Annotated in this window: 12 protein-coding genes; 6 read left to right on the forward strand and 6 right to left on the reverse strand. The window is 57.8% G+C overall.

Features of this window, described 5'->3' with window-relative positions:
• Nucleotides 1-854 (forward strand): alpha/beta hydrolase (locus VGI36_14380; protein HEY2486335.1); only part of this gene is annotated, 854 nt, incomplete at its 5' end.
• A 784-nt stretch (nucleotides 855-1,638) separates the two neighbouring features.
• Here VGI36_14380 and VGI36_14385 read toward each other — a convergent pair.
• Complete coding sequence (locus VGI36_14385; GenBank protein ID HEY2486336.1) at nucleotides 1,639-2,469, reverse strand: CmcJ/NvfI family oxidoreductase; 831 nt, start codon at nucleotides 2,467-2,469, stop codon at nucleotides 1,639-1,641.
• A 666-nt stretch (nucleotides 2,470-3,135) separates the two neighbouring features.
• Here VGI36_14385 and VGI36_14390 point away from each other — a divergent pair.
• From VGI36_14390 to VGI36_14410, 5 genes are all read left to right on the forward strand, one after another.
• Complete coding sequence (locus tag VGI36_14390; GenBank protein HEY2486337.1) at nucleotides 3,136-4,359, forward strand: hypothetical protein; 1,224 nt, start codon at nucleotides 3,136-3,138, stop codon at nucleotides 4,357-4,359.
• A gap of 557 nt (nucleotides 4,360-4,916) precedes the next feature.
• Nucleotides 4,917-6,074: an FtsX-like permease family protein gene (locus VGI36_14395; protein ID HEY2486338.1), complete on the forward strand. Its 1,158-nt coding sequence runs from the start codon at nucleotides 4,917-4,919 to the stop codon at nucleotides 6,072-6,074.
• A gap of 2 nt (nucleotides 6,075-6,076) precedes the next feature.
• Nucleotides 6,077-7,243 (forward strand): FtsX-like permease family protein, encoded by a 1,167-nt coding sequence (locus VGI36_14400; GenBank protein ID HEY2486339.1) that lies wholly within the window; start codon nucleotides 6,077-6,079, stop codon nucleotides 7,241-7,243.
• A 297-nt stretch (nucleotides 7,244-7,540) separates the two neighbouring features.
• Nucleotides 7,541-7,948, forward strand: a complete 408-nt coding sequence (locus tag VGI36_14405; protein ID HEY2486340.1) for a DUF6632 domain-containing protein — start codon at nucleotides 7,541-7,543, stop codon at nucleotides 7,946-7,948.
• Nucleotides 7,949-8,967: 1,019 nt separating this feature from the next.
• The gene (locus VGI36_14410) at nucleotides 8,968-9,309 is read left to right on the forward strand and encodes a hypothetical protein (protein HEY2486341.1); all 342 of its coding nucleotides are present in this window, start codon (nucleotides 8,968-8,970) and stop codon (nucleotides 9,307-9,309) included.
• A 372-nt stretch (nucleotides 9,310-9,681) separates the two neighbouring features.
• Here the strand turns inward: VGI36_14410 and VGI36_14415 are convergent, their stop codons facing one another.
• Genes VGI36_14415 through VGI36_14435 form a run of 5 tightly spaced genes read right to left on the reverse strand, consistent with a single transcriptional unit; the run spans nucleotide 9,682 to nucleotide 15,633 of the window.
• Complete coding sequence (locus VGI36_14415) at nucleotides 9,682-10,728, reverse strand: LLM class flavin-dependent oxidoreductase (protein HEY2486342.1); 1,047 nt, start codon at nucleotides 10,726-10,728, stop codon at nucleotides 9,682-9,684.
• Between the two features lie 42 nt (nucleotides 10,729-10,770).
• On the reverse strand, nucleotides 10,771-11,553 hold the full coding sequence (locus VGI36_14420; protein ID HEY2486343.1) for an alpha/beta hydrolase: 783 nt from the start codon (nucleotides 11,551-11,553) through the stop codon (nucleotides 10,771-10,773).
• A 19-nt stretch (nucleotides 11,554-11,572) separates the two neighbouring features.
• The gene (locus VGI36_14425; GenBank protein HEY2486344.1) at nucleotides 11,573-12,784 is read right to left on the reverse strand and encodes an LLM class flavin-dependent oxidoreductase; all 1,212 of its coding nucleotides are present in this window, start codon (nucleotides 12,782-12,784) and stop codon (nucleotides 11,573-11,575) included.
• 26 nt (nucleotides 12,785-12,810) lie between these two features.
• Nucleotides 12,811-13,926: an amidohydrolase family protein gene (locus tag VGI36_14430; GenBank protein HEY2486345.1), complete on the reverse strand. Its 1,116-nt coding sequence runs from the start codon at nucleotides 13,924-13,926 to the stop codon at nucleotides 12,811-12,813.
• 9 nt (nucleotides 13,927-13,935) lie between these two features.
• Nucleotides 13,936-15,633, reverse strand: coding sequence for an amidohydrolase family protein (locus VGI36_14435; protein HEY2486346.1), 1,698 nt, complete (start codon nucleotides 15,631-15,633; stop codon nucleotides 13,936-13,938).
• Nucleotides 15,634-16,076 lie beyond the last annotated feature (443 nt).

Consider the following 16,076-nt stretch of genomic DNA (forward strand, 5'->3'; position numbering starts at 1 on the left):
GCTCAGGCCTGGTGATGCTGTTGTTGAGCGGTTCCGGCGACAACGCGCACGTATTCGATTATTTTGCATTTCAGTTTACCAATTTCTTCCATGTGATCGCGATTACCCGCCGCGGATGGCTGCCATCGAGCCAGTCAAAAAACGGTTACGATGTCGATACGAGGGCAGCCGACGATATCAAGGTCCTCGATGCCTTGGGTATCAAGAGGGCAGTCTTCGTCGGGCATTCTATAGCCGGTTCGGAATTAAGCAAGATCGCAGTAAAATATCCAAGCTATGTAGATAGATTAGTCTATCTAGACGCTTCTGACCTGTCGCAGAGGTACACATTCCCCGATATACCTGATCCGTTTTCTCTGCTTACTGACCCGGACGCTAAATCTGTATTTACTCTCCAGGCAGCCTATGCACGGCTTCTGGCGACACGCGAACCAATCCCGGCAATTTGTCTGTCCTTTGACTTTGACAAAGATCGAATGGTTACGGGTACCTCGACACCACAATTCATCTATGATCAACTTAATCGGGGTGTGCGTGATCCGGTGAATCCGCCAACGAATTGGGCGGATATCAAGGCGTCGAGGCTTGGTATTTTTGCTCCACCGACTATCGAGAGCAAGCTGCCCTATTACTGGTATCTGAGTCCTGCCGAGAAGGCGATGTTTGATGAACGGTTTCCGCGCTATCTTCAGTGGTTCAGAGATGTAGTCGATAAATTTGGAGAGAAACATCTAGGAACCCCTACGCCTGAAGTATATTTACTGCCTGGCGCTTCACACTATGTGTATATTAACAACGAGGCGGAGGTCGTCCGGCAGATGCGGATCTTCCTAGGGATATCTGGAGACCGATAAGCAAATATCCTTTATGTGCAGACTCTAGACTTCCGACCATAATAAGAGAGCCGGTGAGCATCCACACTGAACTCGGTTTCAAACTTGAGATTTCGCGGTTTAAAGACTCCTTAACATCGTTGCGCTGTTGTCTTATTGGAAGCAGAAAAGGTGCCGGGGTCATCTGCCGCTGTAATGGCTATAGGACAGGCGTAAGGCCGTAGTCACGATTTCCGAAAAGACAGCCACCGAAGACGTTCAGATTCGCAAGGCGAACGCTGAGGACGCCGCGGGCATCTAAGGTCGCGGAGGTTCTGGATTATTAGGACCCATATTCAGAAATCCAAGCCGCGCTTGATAGCCATCGCGAAGAAGCTGGGGTTCGTGGTTGAGGAAAATCCGAAGAGTCCCTCGACCCTAGACGGGTTTTGCAAAGCGGGAAATTTTGTACTGTCCGCAATTAAATCGTCTGTTCGGTTCACATTGAATGTTCCGATGACTCTAGTTCCGCTTTACCCGCTTGCGCGGAATTGCCAAGAGTAGTGGACGGGGCGTCGCTCGTCGAGCGGCACTCCCACTCCGCGAAAACAAGCCTGCCTCAACCTTGTTTATGCGAGTGCTGTCGCTAAGATTGTTTCAGTGAATCAGCTCCAGCGTGGCCAGAGTGACCGGCCCCCATCGGTGGATTCACCGTCCGTGGTCCGTGATTCTGAGCTGTTTGTCCCGAGTCGTGGCGTTCCTGCTCCGGTCACGCGCGGACAAACGGGCGAGTTCGACTGCAGCCGGATTCGGCCATTGCTACAACTTAAGCGACCAGACTCGAGGCCTTCATCCGCGCGAGATAGCCCGGGACGTTAAGCTGGTACCGCGATAGCGACACGGGAAAGAAAACCAGCGCGCGGACTTCGATGCTCTCACGCGCCTGCGCCGGAGCCGCCATCGCGGGCAGATCGAATGCGGAATGTGCAGTGACCCGAGCCTGGGTATCTTTGTTTGAGTCGAAGCACTTGAAGAGCAGTACCTCGCTCGTGGTCATCGCGGAAAAATAGTACCAACTGTGGTCGGGGTTGAAGTTGAATAGATAGACTTCGTGTTTGACTCCTGCTTCGGTGGGTATGAGGTCTGCGGCCGCGATACTCTCCGCATCACAGACGGCCAGCGGTGTATCGAGCACAGGGCCCCTGATCGGCCGCCATACATTGATCACAGCATAGCGCTCTTTCAGCAACTCTTCGGCTTCCTGAGGCAGATACAATCGCACGCGTTCCGGAGCTGACTTCTCGGTGTAGTCATCGTGCACCACTTTGACAGGCTGGCGCACACCTTTCACAGCGCGCTCGGCCCTCGAGGCAGATCGCACGTCATGTTCGAACGCGACCGCTCTCACTGCCCCAGTGGTCTCCTTGAGGAGTTGTTCGACCTCCGGGTAGTAGACCTCACGCACTTCCTTCTCGTCGAAAAAATTTGTGACCGCGGTTTTGTAGCGACGTAAGATAAATCCCTGCTGTTCCAAGGACAGCTGATCGAGGACGGCACGGGCGTCGTGAATAAGCACCGACTTCCGACCCGCGTCCGAAGCCGTGGCGTAATTGAGGTGAGCCTCGACGTGGTCGAGCTTCTTGGTGACGATGCCCATAGTTTCACAGACAGCTCGGATTTCCTTATGGATTTTCGAAATCCGACTCGGAATATAAGATCAAATGGCTTTCCTCGCCAAGACTTGGTCTGATTCTGTTCCGTGCCGTTGTCAGTAGTGCGCCGCAACACTGCTTCGCGCGCCAGACGCATGAGATCGCATCGAGGCTGTCGCCGCGCGGGATCGGCTTGCCGCGGCTTTCCACTCCGCCATTGTCGTGTTCTTGGCCGACCCGGGCGAAGTCGGAATCGAACAGATAGTGACTGACCAGCGCGAGGAACGGACCGGTGGTTAGCGCCGTGCTCTAGCGATCTTGCGCACCGTAGGCGCGAGATTTGCGGAGCAAGCGCCCCACTACAACGTTGGCCAATGCAAGATCACTTCATGATCCGCTCCACGTCCGAAAGGCGGCATCTCATCCGGGCGCGCTGGTGAACGTAGGCATTGCCAGAGTTTACAGGGGTCGGCGATTGACAGCGAGGCATCGCGCGTTTGCCGCAAGCGCGACAGGGAACCAGCTTCCTCTTTCCAGCGTCAAAAGTGCAATACCGACGCGGATTGCAAGCCGTTTGGTCTGAATGCGGCCTGCTGGATTACCGACAATACGTTCACCGGAGTGGATCATACCTGTCAATTGCGAGCGTTCTACGCCAATGCACCCGCCGCTTGTCCACAACCCAGTGTACGTTCCCCTACGGTTACACCAACTCGCTCACGGGCAAGCAGATTTTCTCTACGCAACCGCCGGCCGGGTTGTGTTCTCAGGTCGCCATCAACGGTGACAACCCGTCGCAGATATGTGCTGGCGACGACACCCTCCACCAGGTGCTCAACAAGGTTTACACACGGCCCAACGATCTGCAGGTCTACGGCGGCGATGCGCCGCTCTACCGGATAGTGTTCGCCCCCAGCGGAGGTAACTCTCCAATCACTCCTGCGGGTCCGATTCCGGTGTGCAAGGACTTGCCCGGGATTTACGGATTCAGTAACAACTACCACGGGCCGGACGCCTGTACGCCGGGGAACCCCTGCGGTGGCTGCGACATCGATGTGAACCAGAAGAAGGGGATATTTGCAATCGCCAGACCCACCCCGGACAATTGGAGCTGCAACCTCGCACCTGAAGGCGCCGGTGCCAGCGGTGTCATCTGCAGGTGGAATGCGACCGAGCCAACCGCAACACCGAGCGGCACCCCAACGGCGACCGGAAGTCCAACGCCTACCGGAAGTCCGACATCGACGCCAACCGGCTCGGCAACCATATTCTCGGGCACTAATGTCGTTCTGAAGGGAAAGGCGGGCGACACGGTCAGCACTGTCTTCCACGCAATGAACAATACGGGCCAATCTGAGATGATCAGCGCGATCACGGTAACGCTGACCAAGGTCAAGATTCTCTCGGCGTTGAGTCTCAGCGTAAATGGTCAGGCGGGAACCGGAAATCCGTCACCGCCGGAGGTCGGAAATGAGTTTACATTCTCGCCTGCGATTCCGCTGGCGAGCGGAGCTTCGCTGACCTTTACTCTCAAGGCGACGATCGGGTCCAACACCGCCTCGATCTTTCCGTCGATACTCTCTGGCGGGATCGCGTATGCGTCGGATGGTCCAAGCAGCGGTGCCCCGAGTAGTTCGACCCGTACTCCCTGGACGGTGCTGACGGTCATGATGCTGATGGCCGCAGTGGCTGTGGCGTCGGTGAACCCGAGGCGACGGCTGACAATCGCGCTAGGAGCAATAGTTCTCGCGGCCGCGATCGGCGAATGCGGCGGCAGCAGCAACGGTGGGTCGAGTTCCGGCCCGTCCTCGGGGGTTCAGGTCGTGGCCGCCCAAACTATGGGACCTTATATGGGTCTGCCGCTTAAGATCGCCACCGTGCACAGGACCAAATGATTCCTCCTGATTACGTCATTCTCAACGGTAGGTAGTGGATCTGCTCAAAAGGCACGTACATTGGTCGCCTCGGAGAGCACGAGCATACACGCTCTTTGACACCTGAGGGCAAGCCGACGACTAACTCGCAGTGACCAAAGCCGGGTCGCCGGAGCAGGCCGCAGGCTACCGCGAGTGATGCGTTGGCGGTTGGCTCCTTTGGGATCGCTCGAATCCGGCTTTTGAGAGACATCCTGCGGCGGTTTTTCGGTAGCGATTCCAGCCAGCCTCGGAAGTCTTTTGTTCGCACCATGTGCTCGATTTCAGGTTGTTTGTTTGGAATCGTCACTACTTGCGGGACCCGACCAGAGTCCTTAGTCGACTCATTTCCAATGTTTATGATACTGGCCCGCAGTTTCTTGCGCAGACGGCACTTTCGGCGTACTTTGTAGCGTAATCATACGCACAATATCGCATTGACGGCGCGCGGAGGAAAAGGCTGGACGCGCTCGCTTCGGGAGAGTCGTCGCCCTTTTCGATCCCGGCCTCGCGCGAGCGATCGAAACGAGGAACGGCCGATGGTTCCGGTCCGCTACAACTTCCGCAGCGTTATCGAACGACGCGCCACGTCGCTGATGACGGTGCTGGGCGTGGCGCTGGTCGCGATGATGTTCATCATCGTATTCGGCTTCATCGCTGGGCTTAATCAGTCGCTGCACAACGCCGGACAGGACCGGAACTGGATCGTGCTCGCCCGCGGAGTGCCGAGCGAGAACGAGAGCTACGTTCCTCATCCGGCGCTCGAGGCCATCAGCACCCTGCCGGAGGTAACGGTAGACGGCGGGCATCACGCGTTGGTTTCGGCGGAAGGCCTGGCAGGAGTGAATGTAAGCCGCACCCGCGGGGCCAAAGAGTTTGCCCTGCTGCGAGGTGTGGACCCGATCGCGCAGGAAGTGCATCCGAATCTCCGCATGGTCCAGGGGCATTGGCCGATCCGCGGCAACGGGGAGTGGGTGGTCGGGCGCAAGGTGTTGGCGCACTATCCCTATCTCACGCCCGGGAGCAGTTTTCACTACGGCCATCGCGACTGGAAAATCGTCGGGGTGTTCGCCGACAACGATAGCGCTCGCGAATCGGAGATCTGGACGGACCGGCAAGACCTTCGCAACGAGCGGCACTGGGACCAGGGCTCGGCTTCCCTACACCTGGTCATAAATCCGGGCACCGCCGAGGAATTCGCACACGCGATAAAGAGCGATGGGCGGTTCACACTCGAGGCTGAAACCGAAGCGGAATACTACGCAGCGCAGGAGAAAGTGGCCGGGCAGTTGCGCGCGCTCGGACTGATCGTGGGGCTCGCGCTGGGAATCGGCGCGACTTTCGGCGGCATGAACACGATGTATACGGCGGTGACGCGCCGTGGACGCGAGATTGGTGTGCTGCGGGTGCTCGGCTTCTCACGCACGAACATTCTGAGCAGCTTCGTGCTGGAAAGCGCCATCCTGGGGATCGCCGGGGGAGTTACCGGCGTGGTGCTCGCCACGGTAATCGCGTGGACGACGGGACTGACCAGCCGCACCATGAGCATCGGCGCGATGTTTTTCTCTTACCAGCCGACGCTCGGCGCGATCGTAGCGGGCGTCGCGGTGGCGGCGATCATCGGCATCGCGGGCGGACTGCCGCCGGCGCTGCGCGCATCGCGGATGGGAATTATCGGCGCGCTGAGGGAGGCGTGACGATGGCGTTCAGACTGCTGATCATCGCGTTCCGCAACATGCGCCGGCAGCCGCGCCGGACGATTCTGACCGCTTTGACCTTCGCGGTGGCGGTCTTTATGTACACCGTGCTGGTCGCAGTGCCTTGGTCGATGGATCGGATCGCGGATGGCGCGTCAAAGGGACTGCGCCTGGTAGTTACCGAGCGCAACAACAATCGCCTGCCGGCGCGCTATTGCGACCAGATCAAGAAGATGCCCCACGTGCTCGGCTGCGCGCCCGAAATAATCTGGGGTGCGGTATATCGCGACCCGAAGGATCCGATAATCACCTACGGCATCACCCAAGACATCGCCACCGTGTCCGACAGCAGCGATTACCAGCTACCGCCGGACAAGGCGCAGCTGATGCAGAAGGATCGGCGCAGCGCGCTGGTCGGTGCGCAATTGATGCGCGAGAAGGGCTGGAAGCTCGGTGAGCCGGTTACGCTGCGCAATCCAGAGGATCCCAGGCTGGCGCTGACCTTCATTCCGATCGTGGAATATCCGACTGAGTATCTTTCGCGGGTGTTTTTCTTCGATCGGCGGATGCTGGATGACGCGGTGAAGAATCTCTATGGCGCCGACATCCAGGACCGTGCGTCATTCATCATGGTGCGGGTCGATCGCGGCGAGAACATGGGCCTGGTCGCTAACGAGATCGACGAGAATTTCCACAACTCGGGTTCCGAAACAGAGACGACCACCGAGACTGACGCGGTTGCGAACGTCGTCACCGCGATCGGCAGCATCCGAACTATCATTTATAGTCTGTGCACAGTGGTGCTGCTGACGGTGTTGCTCATCGCCGCGAACTCGATGGCAATGATGGTGAGGGACCGGATTGGCGAAGTCGCGGTCATGCGCGCGCTCGGTTTTACTCAGACGCACGTGGCCCTACTCCTGTTTACGGAGGCGGTGTTGATCGGACTCGCTGGCGCGTGCATCGGCGCGGCACTGGCTCTTTGGTATTTCAGGGGCGGAGTCACGCTGGGCGAGATAACCGGGATGATGGGTTACATAGAGGTTCGTCGAGAGACTGCGGTGGCGGCGATCGCGAGTGCTGTATTGGTGAGTTTCGCGAGCGCGATAGCGCCAGTGCTTCGCGCAACGCGGGTGGTTCCGGCGATGGCGTTCCGGCAGGTGGTGTGAGGTTTTGGGGGATCACCGGCGGCTGTGCTGCGCCCAATAGTCTAACTCTTAACCTCTTTCCTGGAGGAAAGGGGAACCTGACAGATTTTCTCTAGAAGAATCTTTGGCGCCGGCATCCCTGGATCGCCCCCCCAGCCCTCCGGCGGGACCTGGTCGCCAGTTCGCCGCACTCAGGCGAGCGCTCGGCGTTTGCACGCGGCCAACTCGACCGACTCGCAGGAGGAGAAACTCCAGCATCTAGGTTGGCTACCACTATGAGCGGCTTTCCTAGACAATCTGCCCAGAGGCACATCAATAATGACTCAAGAGGATGGCCTAAAGTATCTGCGCGTGGTCCTGGTTCTGGTCGGAATCATATTTCTGGCCGGAATCTATCCCTTCATGATCATCTGGCCTTCAGGCTGGGCGTGGCATACGGGACACTCGGACTACCCCATGATGATAGTCGGCATTTACGCAACGCTTGGCGTCTTTCTCATTCTCGCCGCGCGCGATCCTCTCGCCCATTTGAGTCTGATCTGGTTCACAGTCTGGTCGAGCCTCGTCCATGGCGGAATCATGGCTCTTCAGTCGTTCGAAGGCCCCGAGAATCACGGCCACCTCCTCGGTGACGTTCCGGCGCTGCTGATCGTGGCGCTGGTGCTGGCGATTCTCACGCCGCGGGGAGAACGCGCGCGCACGCTACGCCATGCTGCCGTGCACTAAGGACAAATAGTGCGAGGACACTTGCGACAGTACCTATTTCATGGAACCTCGTCGTAACCAGTGGCGTCGTCCTTCAACGATCTGATTGCTCGGCGTTTGCATTGCGAGTCGCTCTCCATCCGACCTTCTCGACCTGGTGCTCACGGTCGGCGCGCAGGTATTTCTCCGAAGCGGAGCCAATGGAAGCTTGCGAAACCGCCCCAGAGGTGACATCGCATCCAATCTCTACGGGTTGAACTTTTCGTCCGCAAACAGTGCGAGCGTTCATTTTCAGTCCGCTTTCATGGCGGGTTCTCCATAGCCAACGCTCATTTATTGAGCGGATAAAGCGATCGTCTTGCTCGCAGTCCGCTTGGCGTACGCCAACCGACGCTGCGGCGGACCCTTTTTGACAGATCGCGGCAGTTCAGGATTTCGTGCTCGATTTGCTCCCGAGAGAGATTGCTCTGGTCGCCCCGACTTTACGAGTCGTGGCAGCCGCAACCGGCCACGGCAGCGAACCTTCACCATCATCGCTACCAGGGCGAATCGGCTGATCGTACGCGTTCACGATCGAATGCCGATGATTCTCGATGAAGCAGCTGCGGAAAACTGGATGAATGCTGGGGAACGAGATCTTCCGCCACTTAAATCGCTAATGGCGCCGGCTCCGGACGACAATCTCCAGATGTCGCTGAAAAATGTGATCTTATTTTTGACTGTTTCTCGCAACCGGTGAAAATCGGTCGAAGGAGTGATTCCAAATGCGCTTCGCTCCGCGTACTCGGTAAGTTCTTCAAAACCAAGGACTGCCTGGAAAAACGTAAATCGCAACACATGGCTGAAACAGAGCTCACGGAAGTGAAACGAGAAGGCCTACACCTGAACAATATAGTGTCTATTACGCTTATCAGAACCTGTGGAGCCGTGTCAGAAATTCTTTTCATACGTAAAGCCGAGCGCGCTTAAGATGAGCCTTTTGGTGCGATCCGAATCTGGCACTGATGATGCTTGCTGGTAGGAATCAGGAGGTGGTTCGCATGGGACTCAAAAGAAAGCTGCTTGTGAGTTTGTTAGGCGGCGCAATGCTCGCGCTGCCAATGACAGCGCCGGTATTTGCGGAACCGTCTTACAGTACAAATTCCGGTTACATCCAACCGGTCGATTGGTGGTGGGATCATTATCAAAACGACCGCGACGGATACGCCAATCATGGTTGGCACAAGGGAGACTACGAGTATGGCGGCCAGCGGTACGCCTGCGACCGCGCACGCGACCTCCAGACACAGGTGTGGAACGATCGGAGAAGGGGGCATCCTGGTGCGGCTAAAGATGTAGAGGATGAAGCTGCCGCCGCTCGAGCGCATTGCTACAACCGATAGTGATGGTCTTCTTATGATGGTCGAGCGCCTCGCCTCAAGCGCGTGGCGCTCGCCTTTCTCTACGCTAGATTCGAACCCGAATTAGGCGTCTCCAGCGGCTCGTGTCGGGCGAGGATTGAAATCCGCCGCGCGGCGCAGGCCTCATGCTCTTGGCGCGCACCGCGGAGAATTGCTTTGTCAATCCGCGAGGAGAAGCGCCGATCAACCACTCCCGCTTCAGCGTCAGCGACAGTGAATTCGACAGAGTCGCAGATGTGGCGGTTCCCTGTAGGTTTCCCCGCTTGTGGTCCGCAAAATCATCCGTGTGGCAAAGCTTTGGCGTAACTGTTTTCGGATCAGGGTTAAGTCCGAATCACACGCTGGACTTGTGCGCTATACAAAGCGGGACATGATCTTTTCGCCGAGCATCCGCATGTAGTGGAATTGGCGTTCCAGGCTTCCGCCCTCAGCGTTGAGCCACAGCTTAGTCGCTCCGGCATCTGCGATATCTTCGATGCGGGCAATCCATGCCTCGGGATTGCCCGCCAGCGCGAATCGTTTAAGCGCATAGTCCGTGAGACCGAGGTCTTCCATTCGTCTAGGGTTGGCGCCCTCGGACACGACGTGCTCGTACAACACGTAGCCATCGACGTATTTCTGAAGTCGTGGTTTCAGGTCTTCCGGCACCAGCTTGCCTTCGAGGGTGGAGCGCATTGAGTGATTCAGGATCGAGGATACGGAAGCCATGACGTTTTTGATCGCGATTTCCTGATCCTCGTGCAGAGAGGTTCTAGTGGTGAACCAGATATCGACGTCGGCTGGACTGCGTCCTGCCTCCAGTGCACCAGCATGAATTCTCGCAACCGTGTCAGAGATCACCTCAGGCAGTAAACCGGTCCCTGCGGTCACGCCGTCGCCGATTCTACCGCCGAGGTGCAACATCTTCGGTCCTTCCGCGCATACCGAAATCGGAATCTGTTTGCGAACCACTCTCGATGTCCATCGCACGCGTTGCGGGCGCTTTTGGTAAGTGGCTTCACCGGTGGCGAGCAGCGAGCGCACGCACTGGACGTAATCCTCGATTCGGGCCCGTGTGGCGATTTTGTAGCCAATATTAAGAACGGCGCTATCCCCACTGGCAATATCCATGAAGGTTCTTCCGTCCGTAAGGCTGTCGATGGTCGCGAGAAAAGACGCCATCACCTGCGGTTCGCGGGTCAGGGGATTGGTTGGCCGCAGACCAACCCTTGCTTGTGTCGATGCCATCGCCAACAGCGCAGCTCTGATATACGCATCGTCACCAATGAAGGCAGAATCGTAAGTACCAATCGCTTCGGCGCCGTAGTTTTCAGCCATTTTCACGAGGTCGGCGACCTTCCCGAGTTCCTCGCGGCGGAGAAACAATCCAGGAGCGAGGTGAATACCAAATGAGAGTTTCATGTGAGCTTCGGCTTGGAGTCTTTCAATCAGGCCATACCACGATCAGCCCAGAAAAGGTGATAGTGCACGCCAGAACTCCGTCGGCTTTTCCAGATGTGGAAAATGGCCGCAGCGATCGATCACTGCCAACTCCGCGCCGTGGACTGCTTTGCGATACAACTCGCCACATTCGAGTGGCACGATACGATCCTCGCGGCCCCAGATAACCAGCGTTGGAATGTTGCGCAGACGCTCGAGCAACGGCGGTAGAGTGGGATCGTGCATGTATGGCTTCCAGCAAAAGCGCGTGGCCGCTTCACGATTGATCACGTGCACCTCGCGCGCTTCCGGTGTCGGTTTGCTACCGAACAAAAGATCATAGTCGGAGACCTCTTTCACGTCGAAGAACGACAGCCGGCGGGTAGCTTCGCTGCCGTGCAGGAAGATGTCGAGTATCTCACCTTCGTTCGGTCGCACCCCGGCGGCGTCGATTAACAACAGCCGCGCGACAATGTTCGGCGACATTACGGCCATTTCCGCAGCGAGCCAGCCTCCGATGAAATGACCCGCCAGGATAGCCTTCGAGAGCCTCAGCTCCTGAAAGATCCACAGGTAGAAACGCGAAAGATCAACAAACGACTCCAGCCACGAGGGCCGCTCCGAGCCGGCAAAACCTGGATGAGTGGGAACGTAGACAGTAAAGCTGCGCGCAAGCTCATCGTGCACGCGCAGCCATCCGAGATTGCCTTCGCTGCCGTGCAACCAGACCATCGGTGCGCCTGAACCACCTATGAAGTATTCGATGCGGGCACCGCCCACTGTCACGTATTTTCGCTCGAAGGCCATCTGCACCGACGACTACTTTTTACGGCGCCTGTTCGAATGGTCCTGGCAGTCCCAGTTCCTTACCGATCTCCCGGATCGCAGGCAGTACCTCTTCCTTCATCAGCTGCAAGCATCGCATCGTGTCCTTATGAGCGATGGTCCCATCGTTGCTCCAAACACCGAGGATACCCGGCCGAAATACCTCGAGCCCCTGCCGGATCTTCTTGATGACCGTCTTGGGACTACCGACCACGACGCGATTGCTTTCGACAACCGCGTCCCATCCTGCGGAATCGACGCCGCCGTAGAGTGGGTCAGGACGCAGGGCATGTTTGTATTGCTCCAGCAGCCGCTTCGAACCTTCTCGTGAGTTGTAACCGGCCGGTGCCATAAAGTCGCCGGGCAGCGGGACGCGGCCTACACCCGCGTTGCCGGTGAGAAATCCTTTCCCGACCTCGAGCGCCTTTTCGTCGGTGTCCTGGACGTGGATGCGCCACAGGTATCCGAAATTCTGCGGTCCCGGCCGATACCCGCATTCCGCAGCGGCCTTGCCGTAGAGGTCGGTCATTGACACCGTCACTTGAGCATCGGTTTCGAGATAGATGTAGGGATAGTGATGCCGCGCGCACCATTCGAGTGTTTCGGGACTGCCCACGCCCGGGATCCAGATTGGTGGATGCGGCTTTTGAAGCGGGATTTCGAACGGATTCACGACTCGAAACTGGTAATGCTTGCCTTCCCACCGAAAAGGTCCGGGAGTCGTCCAGGTCTTGATAATTAGATCGTGTGCCTCTTCAAATCGCTCGCGATTGTGGACGGGATTAGTGTTGGTCGCCCAGCTTTCGATACCGGTGCCGCGGACGAATCCCGACACTAGTCTGCCGCGCGAAATCATGTCTATTTCGGCCAGCTCCTCGGCCAGTCGGATGGGATTGTCGAAGATAGGGAGGGGATTCCCGAGCAGGACGATCTTTGGCTTCTTAGTGATACGCGCAAGGATCGCCGCTTCCAGGTTCATGGTCGCCCCCATGCACGTGGGTGTGTTGTGATGCTCATTGAGCATCAGGCCATCGAATCCTGCTTCCTCGGAGAGCTCATACTCGTCCAGATATTCATTATACAGCTCCGCGCCAAGAACCGGATCGAAATGACTATTCGGAAAGGTCAGCCGGACCGAACTGCGAAAGCTGCGCCGAACGTCGTCTTCTGTATAGGCGACATAGGGGCGTTCCGTGAACCGCATTATGAACATGATAAAATGCGCTACTAACGCAAAGCTTAGCCGAGTGCGAGGTTATAAAGCTGATTCGCATTGTCGAAGGTGATTTTCCGCCTGACATGCGTGGGCACATCGGCAAAGTTATCGGCAATGGTCTTTATGGAATTGGGAAAGGTCGAGTCAGCGTGAGGAAAGTCCGAAGCCCACATGTAGTTCTCTTCGCCGAAGAATTTCCAGGTCGCCGGTCCCAGCGGATCGTCCTGAAAGGTCGCCCATACGTTGCGCTTCACATACTCGCTCGGTTGGTGAGGCAACCTGGGGCGACCCATCTTCGAGTAGACGTGGTCGAGGCGATTGACCCAGTTGGGTATCCATCCGACATCATTCTCGGCCGAAACGATCTTCAATTTGGGAAATCGTTCGAACACGCCGCCGTAGATCAACCTCGTCATGCACTGCTCAACTACGTGGATGCAATGGATCTGCAGGTCGGCGGGACTCGGCATGAACGGTGTGAGCGACATTCCGGAGACCAGCGGCTTATGCAGTGAGATTGGCATGCCTAGTTCTGCTGCGGCGCGCCACAGCGGATCGAAACGCTCATCGCTGTAGGGAATCTCGATGGTGTTGCTCGCGAGCACCAGGATGCCTTTAAGGCCTTTCTTCGCGCATCGCTCGATTTCCGAGACGTCCGGCAAAGCGCGCAGTGAACACAGTCCGATGCCCGCCAAACGGTTTTTCGAATGCGAGCAGAACTCCGCGAGCCAATCGTTATAGACGCGCATGCAAGCCTGCTGCAGTTCGACGTCCGTCATGCTGAGCAGTGCTATGCCGAGACTGGCGTAGAGCACCTCGGCCGAGACACCATCGATGTCTTGGTCCTTGAGCCGCTCGAGGGGATCCCATCCGCTCGGCCGCGCTGCCTCGTAGCCCTTCCGCATATGTTCGCGTAACGCCTCGCCGCTCCGTCCCGCGGCGAATACCCCTGCAACAACGAGCGGAGGAAAGCCCGAACCGACGAAAACATAGGGAGCACCCGTCACTGCGGAGCCTGAGCTGTCCTTCTTGATCACGCGCGGCGCGTTGTCGCGGTATTTCCGATCGAGCCGCGTTACCCATAAATCGCCGGGCTCGGTCATGTGCGAATCGGCGGAGATTACTCGCATGTCTGTCATGTCTTTCTCCTAGCGCCGCGCCGTGGCTGGTCCCGAACGCAGGACTCGGCCCGGCAGCGCTCCCGTATGTCGTCCACGGTCGTAGAGGACCTTGCCGTTAACGATGGTGTATTCGATCCCTTCGGCCTGCGTTACCAACCGCCGACCTCCGCCGGGAAAGTCGCTGCGGACCTCAGGACGCTCGGGCGATCCGATGCGATCGAAGTCGAAAATCGTGATATCGGCCGCGAGCCCGGGACGTAGTTCGCCGCGATCGCTCATCCCGAAGAATCGGGCGGGTTCGGAGGTGATGCGTTTGACGGCATGCTCGAGCGTGAGCGCCTGTTTGCGGCGCACGAAATTGCCAATGAGATAAGTCGGATAGCCGGCGTTACACAACATGTCGACGTGCGCGCCGCCATCGGAGATTCCGATCATCGTGCGCGGATCGCTGAACTTGCGCGCGACACGCTCCTCGTTGATATCGAGCACCGGCATCATGAAGGTGAGACTCAGTTCGTCCTCGATTGAAAGATCGAAGAATATATCGAGGGGATCGGCATTGCGCTCGCGTGCGATCTCAGCGACGCTCTTCCATTCCAACGCCTTGAGCGCTGGCTTGGAGGCCTCCTTGATCTTCGCGCGATCCCAGATATCTCGCAGCACCGTGCGTCGACCGAGTTCGGCACTGAAGGTGCGGCGAAACTCCGCGCCTGCGTAAAACTGTTTGAGTTCGTCGACCGACCTATCGCCGAAAGCAGGTTTGATCGAGTTCATGCTGCCGAACAGGAACGGATTGCGTAGATTGAACTCGATAATCAACGGGCGCGCAGCAACCTGAGGGCGACATCCGCGCTCGAGCAGGGGAGCGGCTTTGGTCAAAGTCTCGCTCCACGCATCCGGCGCATCGTCGCGATCACGCAGATTGAGCCAGGTCACGGGACGTTCGCTCGCGTGCGACAGCAAATCGAGCAGCGTGTACTCCTGGTCCGAGAGGCCGCTCGGCTGACGGGTCAGCGCGATCTCGACCACGCCGTGGCCGGCTTCGCGCAGAACGCCTGCGTAGCTTCGAAGCTCGTCATGGCTCGCCAGGCGGCACGCGAGCGGTTGCCCTTTATATCCGACGTGCTGAGGCATTACGGTCAGCGAAAATCCGAAGGCTCCCGCAGCCATCGTCTCGCGCAGCAAAGTACAGATCTGGACAGTCTCTGCCTCGGTCGAAGCACGCGTCATCGCCTCCTCGCCCATCGCGAAGTGGCGGAAGGGTGAGAGCGCGGCGAGAAAGCCGACGTTGATACCGAGACCGCGCCGCTGCGCCGCATCCATGTATTGCGGGAAAGTCTCCCAATCCCAGGTGATTCCTTTATTGAGGACGTCGTATGGAATCGCCTCAACGTGAACCAGATTCCACGTCGCGACCTCGCGTTCGGCCGGTTTGCAGGGCGCCAGTCCGACCCCGCAATTGCCCATGACCACTGTGGTAACGCCGTGCCACGAGGAGCAGGTGATTAGAGGGTCCCAGCAAATCTGCGCATCGTAATGTGTGTGCGGATCGATGAATCCTGGCGTGACTATCAGGCCCGACCCGTCGATGACCCGTTCGGCGCTATCGCGCATCTTGCCAACTTCGACGATTCGTCCTTCTGAGATCGCAACATCCGCCTGGTAACCAGGGGTGCCGGTCCCATCCACCACGGTGCCGCCGCGAATAATCAGGTCTAAGGCCATGGGGTCAACCTCTAGTTTTTGCGTAAGCCCTGCACCATGGAAAAGTCAAGCAACATCTCTCGCCACGGTTGGCGCCTGCGGCGAGCGTAACCGCCAGTTCTTCCGCTGCGCGGATTCCCTCATCTGAACGGGAACGGTCTTCCATTCGCTTCCGGGACCGTCGCGATGAACGCTTCCGGCTGCGCGCTCGAAGTGAAGCGGCTCAGCGTGGCACACAAGCAGAATCTGATGTGACGCTACCTTCATCAGTTGTTGCGTGTAAACATAGCGTTGCCTTACAACGGTATCCACGAAGTTGTGGCGACGGATTAGATTCAGATCGACTCTCAAGCGTATCAGAGGTCGATCTAGCACTGTCGAGGAGCCATCTCCGCCACCCCGCCCGCTACCAATTCGGGAACGATTGCGCGGTATACTCTCGCCTTTCCCGACGTTTGTGAGCT

It is taken from the genome of Candidatus Binataceae bacterium (assembly GCA_036495685.1).
Taxonomy (GTDB): Bacteria; Desulfobacterota; Binatia; order Binatales; family Binataceae; genus JAFAHS01.